Source organism: Microbacterium sp. J1-1, assembly GCF_024498615.1.
Classification (GTDB): Bacteria; Actinomycetota; Actinomycetes; order Actinomycetales; family Microbacteriaceae; genus Microbacterium; species Microbacterium aurugineum.
Genome location: NZ_CP089590.1, coordinates 3,118,623 through 3,134,264 on the forward strand (window position 1 = coordinate 3,118,623; position 15,642 = coordinate 3,134,264).

Genomic DNA, 15,642 nt, shown 5'->3' on the forward strand with positions numbered 1-15,642 from the left:
GGCCGATGCATGGATGTCGGACGGAAAGCCGCCCGTGCGCCCTGCATCCGTGCGCGCTCCCGACAGGTGGTGCGCCGAACCTCCGGATCGGACCTCATGCGAGGTGCGGAGAGACGGCAGCCGCGAACGTCTCCGCCGTGCGGCGCACGACGCTCTCCGGGGCATCCGCCCAGATCTCGGCGTTGAAGATCTCGACCTCGATGTCGCGGTCGTACCCGGTCGCGACGACCGCACGGGTGAGTGAGCCGAAGTCGATCACCCCGTCTCCTGTGTAGTGCCGTGAGAGCAGCACGTCGGCGGCGAGGGGTGTCTTCCAGTCGCACACCTGATAGGTCGCGATCCGGTTCTCCCTGCCCGCCCGCGCGATCTGTTCGAGCACCTGCGGATCCCACCAGATGTGGAACGTATCGACGGCAGCCCCGACCACCTCGGGCGCGAAGTCAGAGGCGATGTCGAGTGCGTGCCCGAGCGTCGAGATGACGGCGCGATCCGACGCATACATCGGATGCAGCGGCTCGATCGCGAGCGTCACCCCCGCCGCCTCCGCCTCAGGAGCGAGGACACCGATCGCATCGCGCACCCGCTCCCGCGCTCCGATCAGGTCGCGTGATCCCGCAGGCAATCCGCCCGCGACGAGCACGAGCACGGCGGTCGAGCCTTCCGCGCCGGCCGCGGCCAGCGTCGCGGTCTCCTCGATCGCCCTGCGGTTGTCATCCAACGCCGTTTCCCGGTCCGCACCGGCCGGCAGGGTGAAGAAGCCGCCCCGGCAGTGGGTCGAGAAGCGCAGACCCGAGTCGGACAGCATCCGCGCGGCGACGTCGAGGCCGACCGCGTGCACGGGCTCCCGCCAGAGGCCGATCGATCGCACCCCCGCGTCGGCCGTGACCCGCAGCGCAGTGACGAGATCGGCATGCTTGATCGTCGCCTGGTTGATCGACAGGCGCGGGTCGGGGGTCTGCGAAGAAGGGCTCATGCGTCCACTCCGTTCACGCGCAGCATGCGGTGCCACCGTTCCTGCGCGAGGTCGGGCTGCTCCAGCGCGAGCGAGGTGTTCGCGAGCTCGACGATGCGGCTCAGATGCGGCAGGCTGCGCGCGGAATGCAGGCCACCGACCATCTGGAACGCGGGCTGATGCCCGTTCAGCCAGGCGAGGAAGGCCACGCCCGTCTTGTAATAGAACGTGGGGGCGGCGAAGATCTGCCGGCTGAGCGCTTCGGTCGGGCCCAGGATGCGCAGATACTCCTCCTGGTCACCGGCGTCCAGAGCCTGGATCGCCGCCGAAGCCACCGGGGTGATCGCCGCGAACGCGCCGAGGAGCGCGTCGGAGTGCATGTCGTCGCCCGGCGTCATCCCTTCCGCTGTGCCCCCGATCAGACGGACGTAGTTGAAGTCGTCGCCCGTGAACATCCGCACGCCTTCGGGAAGCCGTGCGCGCACCGAGATCTCGGACTCGGCGTTCAACAGACTCATCTTCACTCCCGCGATCTTCCCCGGGTTCTCGGCGATGATCTGCAGCAGCACCTCGGCTGCCTCCTGCCAGCCGTCTGCCCCGAAGTAGCCGGCGAGCTCAGGGTCGAAGGCGGTTCCGAGCCAATGCAGCACGACGGGGGTCGTCGCCCGGGACAGCACCTCGCGGTAGACGCGACGGTAGTCCGCGGCACCCGTCGCCGCGCGGGCGAGGTGCCGGGACGCCATCAGCACAGGACCGGCCCCGTGCTCCTCTGCGAAGTGCAGCTGTTCGGTGTAGGCCGTGATCACCTGCTCGAGGGAGATCTCCGACTCGGCGATGTGGTCGGTGTTGACGCCGACCACCACCGAGCCGCCTTCCTCGCGGGCGACTTCAGCGCTGCGAGCGATCAGTTCCCGCGTGGCCGCGGCGTCCAAGCCCATGTTGCGCTGCGCGGTGTCCATCGCATCGGCGACACCGAGCCCCCAGGAGAACACGTTGCGGCGGAACGCGAGCGTGGCGTCCCAGTCGATGTCGGCGGGTTGCCCGGGGGTGTTGTCGGCGTGCACCTTGGGCACGACGTGTGCGGCGGCGTACGCGACGCGGCTCCGCAGCGGCGCGGTCGGACGCGTGCAGGCACCGACATCGTTGAGGGCGACGTCGGTGGTCGCGCCTGTCGGGTGCAGGAGGCGGAGTGTGGCCATCGTGCGCCTCAATCCAGGGTCAACGACTCGAGGGCGATCTTGCGGCCCTCGGCGCTGGAGGTCAGACCGGCCTCGGCGAACTGCACTCCACGGGCGCCCGCGAGCAGGTCGAACGGGTAGTCGGTGCCCTCGACGTACGACACCAGGTACTCCTCCCACTGCTGGCGGAAGCCGTTGAGGAAGACATCGTTGGTCGGCACCTGTTGCCAGTCCGCGTCGTAGTCGCGGGTGTCTTCGAGATCAGGGTTCCACACCGGCTTGGGGGTGGCGTTGCGGGGCTGGATCTTCGCGCCGAACAGCCCGACCACCGCGGATCCGTGGGTGCCGTCGACCTGGAACTCGACGAGCTCGTCCCGGTTCACGCGCACGGTCCAGGAGGAGTTGATCTCGGCGATCACGCCGCCCTCGATCTCGAAGATGCCGTAGGCCGCGTCCTCGGCCGTCGCCGTGTAGTGCTCGCCCTGCTCGTCCCAGCGGTCGGAGATGTGCACGGCCGCCTGCGCGTAGACGCTCTTGACCTCGCCGAAGAGATTCTCCAGCACGTAGTTCCAGTGCGGGAACATGTCGGTGATGATGCCGCCACCGTCTTCCGTGCGGTAGTTCCAGCTCGGGCGCTGCGCGGGCTGCCAGTCGCCCTCGAAGACCCAGTACCCGAACTCGCCGCGCACCGAGAGGATGCGACCGAAGAAGCCCGAGTCGATCAGGCGCTTGAGCTTCTGCAGGCCCGGCAGGTAGAGCTTGTCATGCACGACCCCGGTCTTCACGCCGGCTTCCTTCGCGAGGCGCGCGAGTTCGAGCGCCTCCTCGAGCGACTCGGCGGTGGGCTTCTCGGTGTAGATCGCCTTGCCCGCGGCGATGGCCTTGCGGATCGCGGTGGCACGGGCCTTGGTGACCAGGAAGTCGGCGTAGATCTCCCACCGGGGGTCAGCGAGCGCGGCGTCGAGGTCGGTCGTCCAGTCCTCGATGCCGTGCTTCGCAGTGAGCTCGGCGAGCTTGGACTCGTTGCGGCCGACGAGGATCGGCTTCACGGTGATGCGGGAGCCGTCGGACAACTCGATGCCGCCCTGATCGCGGATCGCGAGGATCGAGCGCACGAGGTGCTGCCGATAGCCCATGCGCCCCGAGACGCCGTTCATGATGATCCCGATCTCGCGGGTGTTCGCCTGTGCCATGGTGTTCCGTTTCTGTCTCGGGAGGCTGGTCGTGGTTCCGATCCACCGGACCGGAAAGCGCTTTCCGAGATCATGTCATGAGCTTCCGCCCGAGTGCAACCACGCAATCCGACCCGGCGGCCCCGCGCCCCGATCCGGTCCGGGAGTCCGGCACCCCGCTCCGGTCCAGGAGTCCGGCGCCCCGCTCCGGTCCGGTCCGGCAGCCCCGCGCCTCGATCCGGCCCGGTCTGGGGGTCCGGTCCGGTCCGGTCTGGGAGTCCGGTCCAGCCTCACCACTTCCGTCGACGCCCCCCGTGCGCGCCGAGACCCCCTCGCGCGCACGACGTCAGGAGGGGGCGTCGACGACAGGAGGGGGTCTCGACGCAGGAGGAGGGGCGACGACAGGAGGGGGCGTCGGGAGGAGGCAGCGAGGGGGCGGGGGTGGGAGGAAGAGGCAGGGACGCGTCAGCGCGAGGATGTGCTGGCGCGCTCGACGAGCTCCGTCGGGACGACGACCGACACCGGATCTCCCGCAGTACCCTCGATCGCCGCGACGAGCGACGACACGGCCCGGTGTGCGAGAACCGCGAAGTCCTGGCGGATCGTGGTCAGCGGAGGACGGTAGTTCGCCGCCTCCGGCACATCGTCGAATCCGATGACCCCGACGTCGTCCGGCACCCGTCGCCCCGCTTCGGCGAGCGCGCGCAGCAGGCCGAGCGCCATCTGATCGTTGGCACAGAAGACGGCGGACGCCGCCCGCAACTCCCCGCCCGCTGCATACCCCGAGTCCGCACTCCAGTCGCCGCGGACCACCGGGGGCGGGCGGACTCCGGCGGTCACGAGGGTCTCGCGCCATCCGCGCTCACGCTCGATTGCGGCGAAGGAATCGGCTGGTCCCGCGAGGTGGTGCACCGTGTCGTGGCCGAGAGCGAGCAGTCGGGCCGTGGCCGCGGAGGCACCACCGGCATGATCGCTGTGCACCGACGCGAACCCGGCTTCGGTCGGGGCGTCCACCACGACCAGGCGCAGTCCGGCGGGCGGCTGTGCGCCGGGGACAAGCGCCGAGGCCTCGTTCAGCACGATCGCACCGTCGACCTCCTGCTCGGCGAGTCGATCGAAGGCCTGGGCGACACCGGCGGCAGCGGTCACGAGCGTGAGGGCGTACCCGCGTTCGGCTGCCGCTTCGGCGGTGGCCTGCAGCATCCGTGAGTTGCCGACCGTGGCGAGGGTGGTGACGACGAGCCCGATGGTCTGCGAACGGCCGGTGCGCAAGGCCCGAGCGGCACGGTGGGGTCGGTAGCCGAGTTCCGCCATCGCACGCTCGACCCGAGCTCGGGTGTCGGGATCGACCCGCGGGCTGCCGTTGACGACGCGCGAGACAGTCTGCCCCGAGACCCCGGCGCGGACGGCGACCATCGCCATCGACACGCGCCCCGTGGAGGAGCGTCGCCGATCGACCCTGAGGCCCTCGACCTCGCCGCGCTCGCTCACCCTGTCTCTCCGTCCACCGGTTCACAACTCCGTCATGTTGACGTTATCACGGCCCTGTGCGTACCATGTTTACGTGAACACGCACCATCTTCCTGAGTTGCGCACCGAGGACCTCGGCGCCGGCGTCGTCAAACGCACCACCACCCTCGCCGACGGCCGCGACCTCTTCTACTACGACGAGCCCGGCACGACTCTGGGCGCCGAGCGGGCGGTCGACGCCCGCGTGCTCGACCCGCGCCCCGACACCGCGACCATGCGCCTCGACGTGCTCACCGGCGACTGGATCACGGTGGCCGCGAATCGACAGAACCGCGTGATGATGCCGGGCGCCGACGCCGACCCCCTGGCGCCGCAGACCCCCGGGAACCCGTCCGAGGTCCCTTCGCGATACGACGTCGCGGTGTTCGAGAACCGCTCCCCCGCGTTCGGCCCCGCGCTCAGCGAAGCCGTGGGCGGTGCCCCCCAGGCACCCAATGCACCGCGCGGACGGGACGACCTCTCGGCGCTGGGCCTCGGCCGCACCCGCGCCGCCATCGGGCGCTGCGAGGTCGTGTGCTTCAGCCCCGAGCACTCCGGCTCCTTCGGGACGCAGTCCGAGACCCGCGCCCGCACCGTGATCGAGGCCTGGGCGGACCGCACCGCTGCCCTGTCGACACTGCCCGGCATCGAGCAGATCTTCCCCTTCGAGAACCGCGGCGAGGCGATCGGCGTGACCCTGCCGCATCCGCACGGCCAGATTTACGCCTACCCGTACGTGACTCCCCGCACCACCCGCGTCCTGGAGTCGATCGACCGGACGGCCCCCGACCTGTTCCAGCACATCCTCGAATCCGAGCAGGCGTCGGAGCGCGTCGTCCTCCGCGGCGAGCACTGGACCGCCTTCGTGCCGTTCGCCGCCCGCTGGCCGCTCGAGGTGCATCTGATGCCGCACCGCCACGTTCCCGACCTCGCCGAGACGACCGCGGCCGAGCGCGACGAGCTGGCTCCGCTCTACCTGCGCCTGCTGCGCGGCGTCGACGCCCTCTACGACTCCCCCACCCCCTACATCGCCGCCTGGCATCAGGCACCGGTGCACGTCGGACGCGACACCGTGCGCCTGCACCTGCAGCTCACGAGTCCGCGCCGCGCCGCCGACAAACTGAAATTCCTGGCCGGCTCCGAGGCCGCGATGTGGGCCTGGGCCGCCGAAGTCCCGCCGGAAGCGGGGGCCGCTCGCCTCCGCGAGGCCATCGAACGCGCATCGCCGACCACCACCGGAGAAGGAGCATCCGCATGACCACGGCCCACGACGACGCACGAGCGCTCTACACCGAGCTCACGGGACGGCGACCGGACGGTGTCTGGTCCGCGCCCGGCCGCGTGAACCTCATCGGCGAGCACACCGACTACAACGACGGCTTCGTCCTGCCGTTCGCCATCCCGCAGAGAACCTTCGCCGCGGTCGGCCGCCGCGACGACGACCGCGGCCGCGTGCGGGTCAGCTCCCGTTTCGCCTCCGATCCGGTCGAGGTCGGCCTCGACGAACTCGACCGGCTCTTCCCGACCGCGCCCGGCGCGTCTCCGGCCGTTCCCGAATGGGCGGCCTACCCGCTCGGCGTCGCGTGGGCGCTGCGCCAGGCCGCGACCGGCGACGGCCCGTTCCACGGTGTCGACATCGCGATCGCCTCCGATGTGCCGGTGGGAGCCGGGCTCTCTTCTTCCGCCGCGATCGAGGGAGCGACGGCCTCCGCGCTCGACGAGCTGTGGGGCACGGGCCTCGACGGCAGAGCCCTCGCCCGGATCGGACGACGCGCGGAGAACGAAGCCGTCGGCGCACCCACCGGGATCATGGACCAGATGGCGTCCATGCTGGGAGCGCCCGACACCGCTCTCTTCCTCGACTGCCGTTCACTCGAGACCGAACTCGTGCCGCTCGGCATCGCCGAGGCAGGCCTCGCCATCCTCGTGATCGACACCCGCGTGAAGCACGCCCACTCCACCGGTGGCTACCGCGATCGTCGCGCCTCCTGCGAGCGCGGAGCCGCAGCCCTCGGGGTGCCCGCACTGCGCGACGTATCGATCGCCGACCTGCCCCGCGCCCGCGAACAACTGGACGAGGAGACCTTCCGCCGTGTGCGGCACATCGTGACGGAGAACCAGCGCGTAGTCGACACGGTGCACACGCTCCGCACGGACGGCGCGCGGGCCATCGGCGACCTGCTGATCGCCTCGCACGCGTCGATGCGTGACGACTTCGAGATCTCGACCCCCGAGCTCGATACCGCGGTCGACACCGCACTCGCGGCGGGGGCGCTGGGGGCGCGGATGACCGGCGGCGGCTTCGGCGGTGCGGCGATCGCGTTGATCGAAAAAGATGCCGTCGAGACCGTGTCCGCAGCGGTGAACACGGCCTTCGTCGCGGCCCGGTTCGCGGCACCGCACCTGTTCACCGTCACCCCTTCTGCGGGACCTCACCGCGACGCCTGACAGAATGATCCATCGGGCCGCGAGGATTCCGCGGCAGGAGAGGAATGCAGTGTCCTGGATCGTCACCGGCGGTGCCGGCTACATCGGTGCCCATGTCGTCCGCGCCCTCGCGAGCGCGGGGATGACCCCCGTCGTCCTCGACGACCTGTCCAGCGGGGTCGCACCGTTCGTCCCCGAGGGCGTCCCGTTCGTGCGGGGCAGCATCCTCGACCGCGCACTCGTCGAGAAAGCGCTGCGCGACCACGACGCGGAAGGCGTGATCCACGTCGCCGGGTACAAGTACGCGGGCGTGTCGGTGCAGCGCCCCCTGCACACCTATGCCCAGAACGTCGAGGGCACCCGGATCATCCTCGAGGCCATGGAGGCCGCAGGCGTCTCGAACATCGTGTTCTCCTCGTCGGCCGCCGTGTTCGGCACTCCTGATGTCGCGCTGGTCGTCGAGGACACAGCGAAGAAGCCGGCCAGTCCGTACGGAGAGTCGAAGCTCATCGGGGAATGGCTGCTGCGCGACCAGGCGATCGCGACGGCCGACTCCGCACACCCGCTGCGCCACACCTCGCTGCGATACTTCAACGTCGTGGGCTCGGCCGACCCCACGGTCTACGACGTGAGCCCGCACAACCTTTTCCCGATCGTGTTCGAAGCACTGCTCGAGGGCAGGACGCCGAAGATCTTCGGCGACGACTACGACACCGAGGACGGCACCAACGTGCGCGACTACGTGCACGTCGGCGACATCGCGGCAGCGCACGTCGCCGCCGCCCAGCGCCTCGCAGACGGACGACCGATCGAGACCGCATACAACCTCGGATCCGGCGACGGACTCAGCGTCAAGCAGATCATGGATGCGGTCGCCCGAGTCACCGGCATCGACTTCACCCCCGAGATCGGACCCCGCCGTCCTGGCGACCCCGACCGCATCGTGGCCACCGGGGAGCTCGCCGCGCGCGACCTCGACTGGACCATGCGATACACCGTCGACGAGATGGTGCGCACGGGCTGGGAGGCGCGGAAGGCGGCGTCCCACTAGGGCTCAGAGGTCGCGGGTGCGGATCGGATAGAGCCAGAAGCACAGCCACGCGAGGACGGTGAACCCGAGCGGGATGACCGCGAGCATCAGACGGATACCCCCGTCGACGCTTTCGGGCTGGGCATCGCCGAGCGTGGCGTCGAACCCCGAAGCCGTCAGCACCACCGCGGCCACGACCGCCTGCAGTACGACCGAACCGCGCACCACGAAACCGTTCACTCCGAAGTAGGCGCCCTCCCGTCGGTGCCCGGTGCGCACGGCATCGTCATCGATGATCTGCGCGAGCATCACCTCGAGCAGCTGCAGCAGTCCGCCGACGCCGACCCCCACGGCGACTCCGACCAGCGACGCCCCGAGCACGGTCGACGGCGCGAGGTAGCCGAGCACGGCGACGCCGAACACCGCGACGCTCCACAGCACGGCGGTGCGCGGTGACGTGCGACGGACGACCGCGCTCCACAGCACGATCGAGGGGATCGCCGTGACGAAGATCGCCCCGAGGAGCAAGCTCCCCTCCCCTTCCTCGGCGTGCAGCGAGTACCGCACGTAGAAGGGGACCGCGGCCAGGATGACCGCGATCGAGGTCTGGACGAACAGCGAGCCCAGCACGTAGGGGACGAACGCCCGGTTGCGGAAGGTGTAGGTCAGCTGATCTTTCCACCGCATGGCTTCCGACGCCGCCTCGGGCACCCGGCGCTCGATCATCCCGCCGAAGAACGACCACGCGAGCAGCACCAGGCAGACCGCGCCGAGCACGAGCGCCATACCCGGCCATCCGAGAGCCCCGTACAGGGCGGGGGCACCAGCCGTGCCGAGGACCATGCCGAGGATCGCGAAGATCTGCCGGGGGACGTTGCCGCGGGCGCGCTCCTCCGTGGTGCGGAAGATCTCGGGGAACAGTGCCGAGATGTTCAGCACCACGACGACGAAGGCGATGTCGTACACGGCCACGACGACGAGGAACCAGACGATGAGACCGGCGACGGGGAGTTCGGGCGGCATCCACACCAGCGTGAACGCGACGACGAGCGGCACGATGCCCAGCCCGATCCACGGGATGCGACGGCCCCAGGGGGTGCGCAGCCGGTCGGAGATCGCCCCCACGACGGGGTTCAACACCGCGTTCAGGATGCCGTGGGCGATCATCGCCACGGCCACCCACCCTGCCGGCACCGCGAGGTGCGAGACGTAGAAGTAGACGACGAACGCGGAGAAGGTCTGCGCCATGAGCTGCGTCGGGAAGCCGGAGGCTCCGAACGCGATAGCCTGCCGTCGGGTCGGAGCCGCCTCGAGACGGCGGTCGCGCAGGCGCTCGCCCACCGAGGTCATCGGACGCCTGCCCGCTGCACGTCACGCAGGGCGCGCCAGCCGACGCGCACGAGCGCCTCATCCTCGATCGCCTGCAGCACCGCGGGGTCGCGGAGCAGTCTCAGCTCATAGCCGCGCTTCGTCGCGCTGAAGTCGACCGCTGACCGCAGCTCCTCGTCGTCGACCATCGGATGCAGGTAGATCTCGGTCACGCCGGCCGGAACGGCGCGCAACAGGGCGATGAAGCCGTCCCGTACCTGCTCGTAGGTCTCCTCCTCCGGCGTGCCCTCCCCGAGGAGCGGGAAGGGATGCGACCACAACCTGTCGATGATCACGACGCCGGATGCATCGGCGGCGGCAGCTGCAGCATCGAGCGTCGCCTCCAGGGCCGCGTCCTCGCCCACGCCGTCCATGCTGCGCGGCAACCGGAACGGAAGCCCGTGACGCGCGGCGAGCTCGAACACCGGACGGAGGAAGTCGCGTCCGGTCACGAGTCCGTAGACGGAGCCCATGTGATTGTCGAGGTGCGTCACATCGACACCGGCATCGAGCGCGGCCTGCAGTTGGGCGGCGAGCTCGACTGCCACGTCCTCCTCCGACGCCGCCTGCTCGACGGACGCGACGTCCATCGGGAAGAAGCCCGCCGCGTCGACCAGGCTCGTGTCCGTGCCGGTGAGCGGCCGCCACCGGTAGCGAGACCATTCGCTCGTGAGCACGAGATGCACACCGATGTCGAGGTCAGGGCGGGAGGCGGCGAAGGCGAGCGCCTCCGGGGACCACGAGCATGGCACCATCACGGTTGCCGAGTCGATCCGGCCGGCGTCCAGGAGGTCGACGATGGCGGTGTTCGCCGCATGGCACATGCCGAAGTCATCCGCGTTGAGGATGATCGCTCGTGCGCCGGGGGCGAGGCCGAGACGGTCGGCGAGGTCGGAAGGAAGGGTCATCGGTGATCCTGTCGGAAAGGGGCGGTGGGGACGGGCGGCGACCCTCAGCGTCCGGCCTTCGCGGCCGGAGTGAGGATACGCGTGAACAGGGTGCCGCGGAGCGCGGACGCCGCCTCGCCGACGGCACCGATGAGCGGCGCCTCGGGTCCGAACGAGGAGACGAGGAATCGCAGTGGGAGCTGCGCAGCGTATTCCTCGGCGATGCGCTCGATCACCGCCACGAGCGCGGGGTGAGCTGCCCGGCCGCTCAGGATGAACGCTTCGGGGTCGAGCACCAGGCCCACGCTCCCGGCCACGAGCACGATACGTCGTCCGATCTCCTCCACGACCCGGGCCGAGGCCGCGTCCCCGCGCGCAGCGGCCTCGAGGTGGTCTGCCAGGGAGACATCGGGGTCACACCCCTCGTTGAGAGCGAGATCGCGGACGACGGCATCGCTCACGATGGGTGCACCGATCGGGAGCGGGGGCTGCGGCAGGTACATGACCTCGCCCGCCACACCGGAGAATCCGCGGTGCAACGCTCCGTCGACCACGATGCCCGCTCCCAGTCCGTCGTCGAGCAGGAGCAGCGCGAAGCTGGCGAGATCGCCACCCGCACCGGCGGTGAGCTCGGCGAGGGCTGCGAGGTTGACGTCGTTCTCGATCCGGACCGGGCAGTCGAGGGCCGTGGCGAGCGCGGTGCGGAAGGCGCCGCCGTCAGGGCCGAGGTCATCCCGGATGCCGCCATCGGGGGTGACGATGCCGGGGACGCCGACGACTGCGAGGTGGACGGCGTCCTTCGTCGCCTTGACCGCACGACGGCAGCGGTCGACGAGGTCGACGATGTGCGCGACGCGGTCTTCGGTGGACGTCAGCGCAGCGTGCTGCTCGGCGCGCACGGTCCCGCTCGCGTCGACCAGGACGACATGCGCTGCGTGGTGGTCGATGTGCACGGCGGCCGCGAAGCCGAGTCGCGGATGCAGGGCGACCCGTCCGGCCGCGGGTCCGCGGGTCTCTCGATCCACGCCGGCCGCGGCGACGGCTCCTGCCCCTTCGAGCATCCGCAGCACCTGGGTGACGGCGGTGCGGGAGAGACCGGTCGTCGACATCAGCTCCGCGCGGGTCTGCGGCCCACTGCGCGCCAGGGCCTCCAGGATCGCGCGGCCGTTGAGCGTGCGGAGCAGGCCCTGCGGTCCCGCGAGTGGTCTGGACATGGGTTCCGGTGTCTCCCTCGCTCGCGCGTCCTTGACGCGGTGTCCGCAAGCATGCCACATCGCGTCGCACTCGTCGACGGTTCGCCACTCCTTTCCGCCCTCGATTTGACGCTCCCGGGGTTCGCCGCTTAGATTACAGATCGGTAACGGCGGCATCCGGGGGGATCGCCCGCCACGCACACCTCCCCTCCGGAAGGATCCCGTCACGAATTCCCTGCCGCCCGAGAGCGCTCACGACGCCTCGGAAGCCCCCACAGAAACCTCCGGCACGCCGCGACCGCTTCTGCGGCGCGACCTGCGCCGTTCCGCGAACGCCGAACAGCTGCCGACCGGCACCGCGAACACGCCGGGCACGGACACCCCTCGCCCGTCATCGCCCCCGGCATCGCCGGCCGAGTCCCGCCCGCGCGCCGCCCGCGAGCAGCCCCCGACGCCATCCCCGGAACCGACTGAACAGCCCCCGACGCCATCCCCGGAACCGACGCAGCCCCCGAGCGCGACGCGGACCCGTCGGCGGAAGGCCTCGGCCCCACGGATCCGTTCCCGCCGAGCGACGCGCCCGTGGGCGAAGGCCAAGGCGGTGGGAGCCACATTCGCGGTCGGCGCGATGATCACCGGGGCAGCACTGCCCGCGTTCAACCCGGAGATCACTTCGGTCGCCGCCGCCTCCGCCGAAGTCACGACCGCCGCGAGCGACTTCGCGCAGTCATACACCTCGACAGACGAGATCCGCGCGGAGATCGCGCCTCGAGGGAACTTCGCCGCGACCACGCCGGAGGAGATCAAGGAAACGCGTTCGCGTGCCGTCGCCGCCGCGATCGCCGCCGGCATGCCTCTCGGAAGTGCGATGGAGATCCCCGTCGCCGACCGCGTCGTGATGCCGATGGCCGACGGGACCTACACGTTCACCGACGGCTTCGGCGCCTCCCGCCCCGGCCGGTCACACCTCGGCCAGGACTTCGCCGCGGGGGTCGGCACTCCGATCAACGCCGCGATGACGGGCTGCGTCTCCCGCTCCACCGAGAGCTATCAGGGCTACGGAGTGACGATCCAGATCGAGAGCATCGTCGACGGCCAGGCCGTGAGCACCGTCTACTCGCACCTGAACTACGGCACCCGCGCGGTCGAGGTCGGGGACTGCGTCGACGCCGGGCAGTACATCGGCGACGTCGGATCGACGGGGTACGTGTTCGGCTCCTGCCTGCACTTCGAAGTCCACATCAACACGGTCGCCGTGGATCCCATGCCGTGGCTCGAGAAGAACGTGAGCTGACCGCACCCCGTCACGGAAAGCCGTTCGCCCCTCCCCTAGGGTGGACGGATGAGTCCGCTGGTGGTCCGGGAAGCGGGCGTCGACGACGCCGACGAGGTGGCTCGCGTGCATGTAAGGTCCTGGCAGGCTGCCTACCGCGGGCTCATCGACCAGTCCGTGCTCGACGGGCTCTCCATCGCCGAACGCGCGACGGGCTGGCGTCGCCTCATCACGGATCCGCTGCCCACGACTCTCGGACTCCTGGTCGCCGAACGCGACGACCGCATCGTCGGGTGGACGTCGTTCGGCTCCGGCCGCGACCCCGACGGCTTGGCCGACGCCGAGGTGTACGGGATCTACGCGGATCCCGATGCCTGGTCGACGGGCGCGGGACACGCGCTTCTCGACGCCGCCGAACAGCGCATGGCCGACGCCGGACACGCGCGCGCCTACCTGTGGGTGCTCGACGGGAACGTGCGTGCCGACACGTTCTACGCACGCCACGGCTGGATCGAAGACGGCGCCATCAAGATCGAGGAGCGCCCCGGGTTCACCCTCTGCGAGCACCGCCGCGTGAAGCTGCTGGCACCCTGATCGCAGGGTCTCCGGCGCGGGGGGGGGGGGGACGTCAGTCGAGGGCGCTCATCACGTGTTTGATGCGGGTGTAGTCGTCGAAGCCGTACTGGGAGAGGTCCTTGCCATAGCCCGAGTGCTTGAACCCTCCGTGCGGCATGTCCGACACGAACGGGATGTGGGTGTTGATCCACACGCAGCCGAAGTCGAGGTCTCGCGAGAAGCGCATCGCGCGGGCGTGATCCGTCGTCCACACCGATGACGCGAGCGCGTACGGCACATCGTTCGCCATCTCCAACGCCTCGCTCTCCTCCGAGAACGACTGCACCGTGAGGACCGGCCCGAAGACCTCTCCCTGGACCACCTCATCGTCCTGCCGCACGCCCGACACGATCGTGGCGTCCCAGAAGTAGCCCTGCTCCCCCTGACGGCGACCACCGGTCTCGATCTTCGCGTGCGCGGGGAGGCGGTCGATGAAGCCCTGCACCTGCGCGAGCTGTGCGGCACTGCTCAACGGGCCGTAGAGGATGCCGTCCTCACGCGGGCCGCCCGTGCGCGCATGGCTGCGCGCCCGAGCGACGAGCGCCTCGATGAGCTCGTCATGCCGTGACTCATGCACCAGCACGCGGGTCGCGGCCGTGCAGTCCTGTCCGGCGTTGAAGAAGGCGCCCGTGATGATGCCCTCCACGGCCTTCTCGAGGGACGCATCCGCGAACACGATCGCGGGCGCCTTCCCGCCGAGTTCGAGGTGCACGCGCTTGACGTCGCTCGCCGCCGACCGCGCGACCGCCATCCCCGCACGCACCGAGCCGGTGATCGCGACCATCTGCGGGGTCGGGTGCTCCACCAGCGCGACACCCGTGTCGCGATCGCCCAGCACGACGTTCAGCGTGCCGGCCGGCGTGTGCCGGGCGACGATCTCCGCCAGCAGCAACGTCGTCAGCGGAGTGGACTCAGCGGGCTTCAGCACGACGGTGTTGCCGGCGGCGAGCGCAGGGGCGATCTTCCACACGGCCATGTTCAGCGGGTAGTTCCAGGGCGTCACCTGTCCGATCACACCGACGGGCTCGCGGCGGACGAACGACGTGTGGCCGGCGAGGTACTCCGCTGCGGCTCGTCCTTCGAGACTCCGCGCGGCCCCTGCGAAGAAGCGCAGCTGATCGACCGACTGCATGATCTCGTCGGCCACGAGGCTCGCCCGCGGCTTGCCGGTGTCCTGCGATTCGAGGTCGGCGAACTCCTCCGCGCGGGCTTCCATCTCGTCGGCGATGCGGAACAGCGCGAGCTGTCGGTCGGCGGGCGTCGTGTCGCGCCAGAGCGGGAAGGCCGCGGACGCCGCGGCGTAGGCGGCGTCGACGTCGGCCGCGGCCGAGACGGGCGACTCCCCGTAGATCTCCTCGGTGGCAGGATCGATGAGCGGCATCCGCCCCGAGCCGTTCGCGGGCACGAAGTGTCCGCCGATGAAGTTCTGCAAGGGAGCGGAGGTCTTCAGAAGAGTGCTGGGCATGGCGTCATGCTAGCGCGTCGGGTGCGGAATCTGAAGATTCAGACCGATATTTCAACTGAATCAGTTGCAGATCAGTGTGATAGCTGACAATATCGACACATGAGCTCGAAGCCTGCCCAGCCCGCACTGGATGACATCTCCAAGCGCATCGTCGAACTGCTGCAGGAGGACGGCCGCCGTCCCTACGCGGAGATCGCACGCGAGGTCGGTCTGAGCGAGGCGGCCGCACGGCAGCGCGTGCAACGGATGACCGAGGCGGGAGTCATCCAGATCGTCGCGGTCACCGATCCGATGCAGCTCGGCTTCCGGCGCATGTCGATGATCGGCATCCGCGTGTCGGGCGACCCCCGCACCATCGCCGAAGAACTCACGACCATCCCGGAACTGGCCTACGTCGTGGTCACGCTCGGCACGTTCGACATCCTCGTCGAAGCCGTGTGCGAGGACGACGAGCACCTGATCGACCTCATCGCCACGCGGATCCGCACCATCCCCGGCATCGCGCACACCGAGAGCCTGCTCTACGCGGGGCTCTACAAGGACCTCTACAACTGGGGAACGCGCTGAGCCGCA

At 70.0% G+C, this 15,642-nt stretch carries 14 protein-coding genes; 6 read left to right on the forward strand and 8 right to left on the reverse strand.

Annotated features, from left to right (window positions below; translation table 11 throughout):
- Nucleotides 1-94 precede the first annotated feature (94 nt).
- The 4 genes from LRQ07_RS15160 to LRQ07_RS15175 form a co-directional block, all read right to left on the reverse strand.
- Nucleotides 95-973 carry a sugar phosphate isomerase/epimerase family protein gene (locus LRQ07_RS15160; RefSeq protein ID WP_256535085.1) on the reverse strand — a complete coding sequence of 293 codons (879 nt, stop codon included), beginning with the start codon at nt 971-973 and terminating at the stop codon, nt 95-97.
- Nucleotides 970-2,151 (reverse strand): dihydrodipicolinate synthase family protein, encoded by a 1,182-nt coding sequence (locus tag LRQ07_RS15165; protein ID WP_232763381.1) that lies wholly within the window; start codon nt 2,149-2,151, stop codon nt 970-972. Before LRQ07_RS15165 ends, LRQ07_RS15160 begins: the two co-directional genes overlap by 4 nt.
- Before the next feature lie 8 nt (nt 2,152-2,159).
- The gene (locus LRQ07_RS15170) at nt 2,160-3,323 is read right to left on the reverse strand and encodes a Gfo/Idh/MocA family protein (RefSeq protein WP_256535086.1); all 1,164 of its coding nucleotides are present in this window, start codon (nt 3,321-3,323) and stop codon (nt 2,160-2,162) included.
- A gap of 444 nt (nt 3,324-3,767) precedes the next feature.
- Nucleotides 3,768-4,724: a LacI family DNA-binding transcriptional regulator gene (locus tag LRQ07_RS15175; protein WP_256536449.1), complete on the reverse strand. Its 957-nt coding sequence runs from the start codon at nt 4,722-4,724 to the stop codon at nt 3,768-3,770.
- Nucleotides 4,725-4,866: 142 nt separating this feature from the next.
- Between LRQ07_RS15175 and galT the strand changes: the two genes are divergently transcribed.
- Genes galT through galE form a run of 3 tightly spaced genes read left to right on the forward strand, consistent with a single transcriptional unit; the run spans nt 4,867 to nt 8,289 of the window.
- Complete coding sequence (gene galT, locus LRQ07_RS15180; RefSeq protein WP_256535087.1) at nt 4,867-6,069, forward strand: galactose-1-phosphate uridylyltransferase; 1,203 nt, start codon at nt 4,867-4,869, stop codon at nt 6,067-6,069.
- Nucleotides 6,066-7,259, forward strand: a complete 1,194-nt coding sequence (gene galK / locus LRQ07_RS15185; protein ID WP_256535088.1) for a galactokinase — start codon at nt 6,066-6,068, stop codon at nt 7,257-7,259. Before galT ends, galK begins: the two co-directional genes overlap by 4 nt.
- Nucleotides 7,260-7,308: 49 nt before the next feature.
- Entirely contained in the window at nt 7,309-8,289 is a 981-nt protein-coding gene (gene galE / locus LRQ07_RS15190) for a UDP-glucose 4-epimerase GalE (RefSeq protein ID WP_256535089.1), read from the forward strand.
- A 3-nt stretch (nt 8,290-8,292) separates the two neighbouring features.
- Here the strand turns inward: galE and LRQ07_RS15195 are convergent, their stop codons facing one another.
- From LRQ07_RS15195 to LRQ07_RS15205, 3 genes are read right to left on the reverse strand one after another with little or no spacing between them, the layout of a single operon-like run.
- Nucleotides 8,293-9,618 (reverse strand): MFS transporter, encoded by a 1,326-nt coding sequence (locus LRQ07_RS15195; protein ID WP_256535090.1) that lies wholly within the window; start codon nt 9,616-9,618, stop codon nt 8,293-8,295.
- Nucleotides 9,615-10,544 carry a polysaccharide deacetylase family protein gene (locus tag LRQ07_RS15200; protein ID WP_256535091.1) on the reverse strand — a complete coding sequence of 310 codons (930 nt, stop codon included), beginning with the start codon at nt 10,542-10,544 and terminating at the stop codon, nt 9,615-9,617. Before LRQ07_RS15200 ends, LRQ07_RS15195 begins: the two co-directional genes overlap by 4 nt.
- 44 nt (nt 10,545-10,588) lie before the next feature.
- Nucleotides 10,589-11,737, reverse strand: coding sequence for an ROK family transcriptional regulator (locus tag LRQ07_RS15205; protein WP_256535092.1), 1,149 nt, complete (start codon nt 11,735-11,737; stop codon nt 10,589-10,591).
- A 580-nt stretch (nt 11,738-12,317) separates the two neighbouring features.
- On the opposite strand from LRQ07_RS15205, the gene LRQ07_RS15210 reads away from it, so the two are divergent.
- Together LRQ07_RS15210 and LRQ07_RS15215 are read left to right on the forward strand one after the other, a co-directional pair.
- Nucleotides 12,318-13,010 carry a M23 family metallopeptidase gene (locus tag LRQ07_RS15210; RefSeq protein ID WP_232763375.1) on the forward strand — a complete coding sequence of 231 codons (693 nt, stop codon included), beginning with the start codon at nt 12,318-12,320 and terminating at the stop codon, nt 13,008-13,010.
- 48 nt (nt 13,011-13,058) lie between these two features.
- Complete coding sequence (locus tag LRQ07_RS15215) at nt 13,059-13,583, forward strand: GNAT family N-acetyltransferase (RefSeq protein ID WP_248540888.1); 525 nt, start codon at nt 13,059-13,061, stop codon at nt 13,581-13,583.
- Between the two features lie 34 nt (nt 13,584-13,617).
- On the opposite strand, the gene LRQ07_RS15220 is transcribed toward LRQ07_RS15215, so the two are convergent.
- Nucleotides 13,618-15,069 (reverse strand): gamma-aminobutyraldehyde dehydrogenase, encoded by a 1,452-nt coding sequence (locus LRQ07_RS15220; protein ID WP_256535093.1) that lies wholly within the window; start codon nt 15,067-15,069, stop codon nt 13,618-13,620.
- A gap of 99 nt (nt 15,070-15,168) precedes the next feature.
- Between LRQ07_RS15220 and LRQ07_RS15225 the strand changes: the two genes are divergently transcribed.
- Nucleotides 15,169-15,636, forward strand: a complete 468-nt coding sequence (locus LRQ07_RS15225) for an Lrp/AsnC family transcriptional regulator (protein ID WP_047520308.1) — start codon at nt 15,169-15,171, stop codon at nt 15,634-15,636.
- Nucleotides 15,637-15,642 lie beyond the last annotated feature (6 nt).

Coding starts and splice junctions, on each gene's coding strand:
- LRQ07_RS15160 (WP_256535085.1), bottom strand. CDS start 973: ATGAGCCCTTCTTCGCAGACCCCCGACCCGCGCCTGTCGATCAACCAG.
- LRQ07_RS15165 (WP_232763381.1), bottom strand. CDS start 2,151: ATGGCCACACTCCGCCTCCTGCACCCGACAGGCGCGACCACCGACGTC.
- LRQ07_RS15170 (WP_256535086.1), bottom strand. CDS start 3,323: ATGGCACAGGCGAACACCCGCGAGATCGGGATCATCATGAACGGCGTC.
- LRQ07_RS15175 (WP_256536449.1), bottom strand. CDS start 4,724: ATGGCGATGGTCGCCGTCCGCGCCGGGGTCTCGGGGCAGACTGTCTCG.
- galK (WP_256535088.1), top strand. CDS start 6,066: ATGACCACGGCCCACGACGACGCACGAGCGCTCTACACCGAGCTCACG.
- LRQ07_RS15195 (WP_256535090.1), bottom strand. CDS start 9,618: ATGACCTCGGTGGGCGAGCGCCTGCGCGACCGCCGTCTCGAGGCGGCT.
- LRQ07_RS15200 (WP_256535091.1), bottom strand. CDS start 10,544: ATGACCCTTCCTTCCGACCTCGCCGACCGTCTCGGCCTCGCCCCCGGC.
- LRQ07_RS15205 (WP_256535092.1), bottom strand. CDS start 11,737: ATGTCCAGACCACTCGCGGGACCGCAGGGCCTGCTCCGCACGCTCAAC.
- LRQ07_RS15215 (WP_248540888.1), top strand. CDS start 13,059: ATGAGTCCGCTGGTGGTCCGGGAAGCGGGCGTCGACGACGCCGACGAG.
- LRQ07_RS15220 (WP_256535093.1), bottom strand. CDS start 15,069: ATGCCCAGCACTCTTCTGAAGACCTCCGCTCCCTTGCAGAACTTCATC.
- LRQ07_RS15225 (WP_047520308.1), top strand. CDS start 15,169: ATGAGCTCGAAGCCTGCCCAGCCCGCACTGGATGACATCTCCAAGCGC.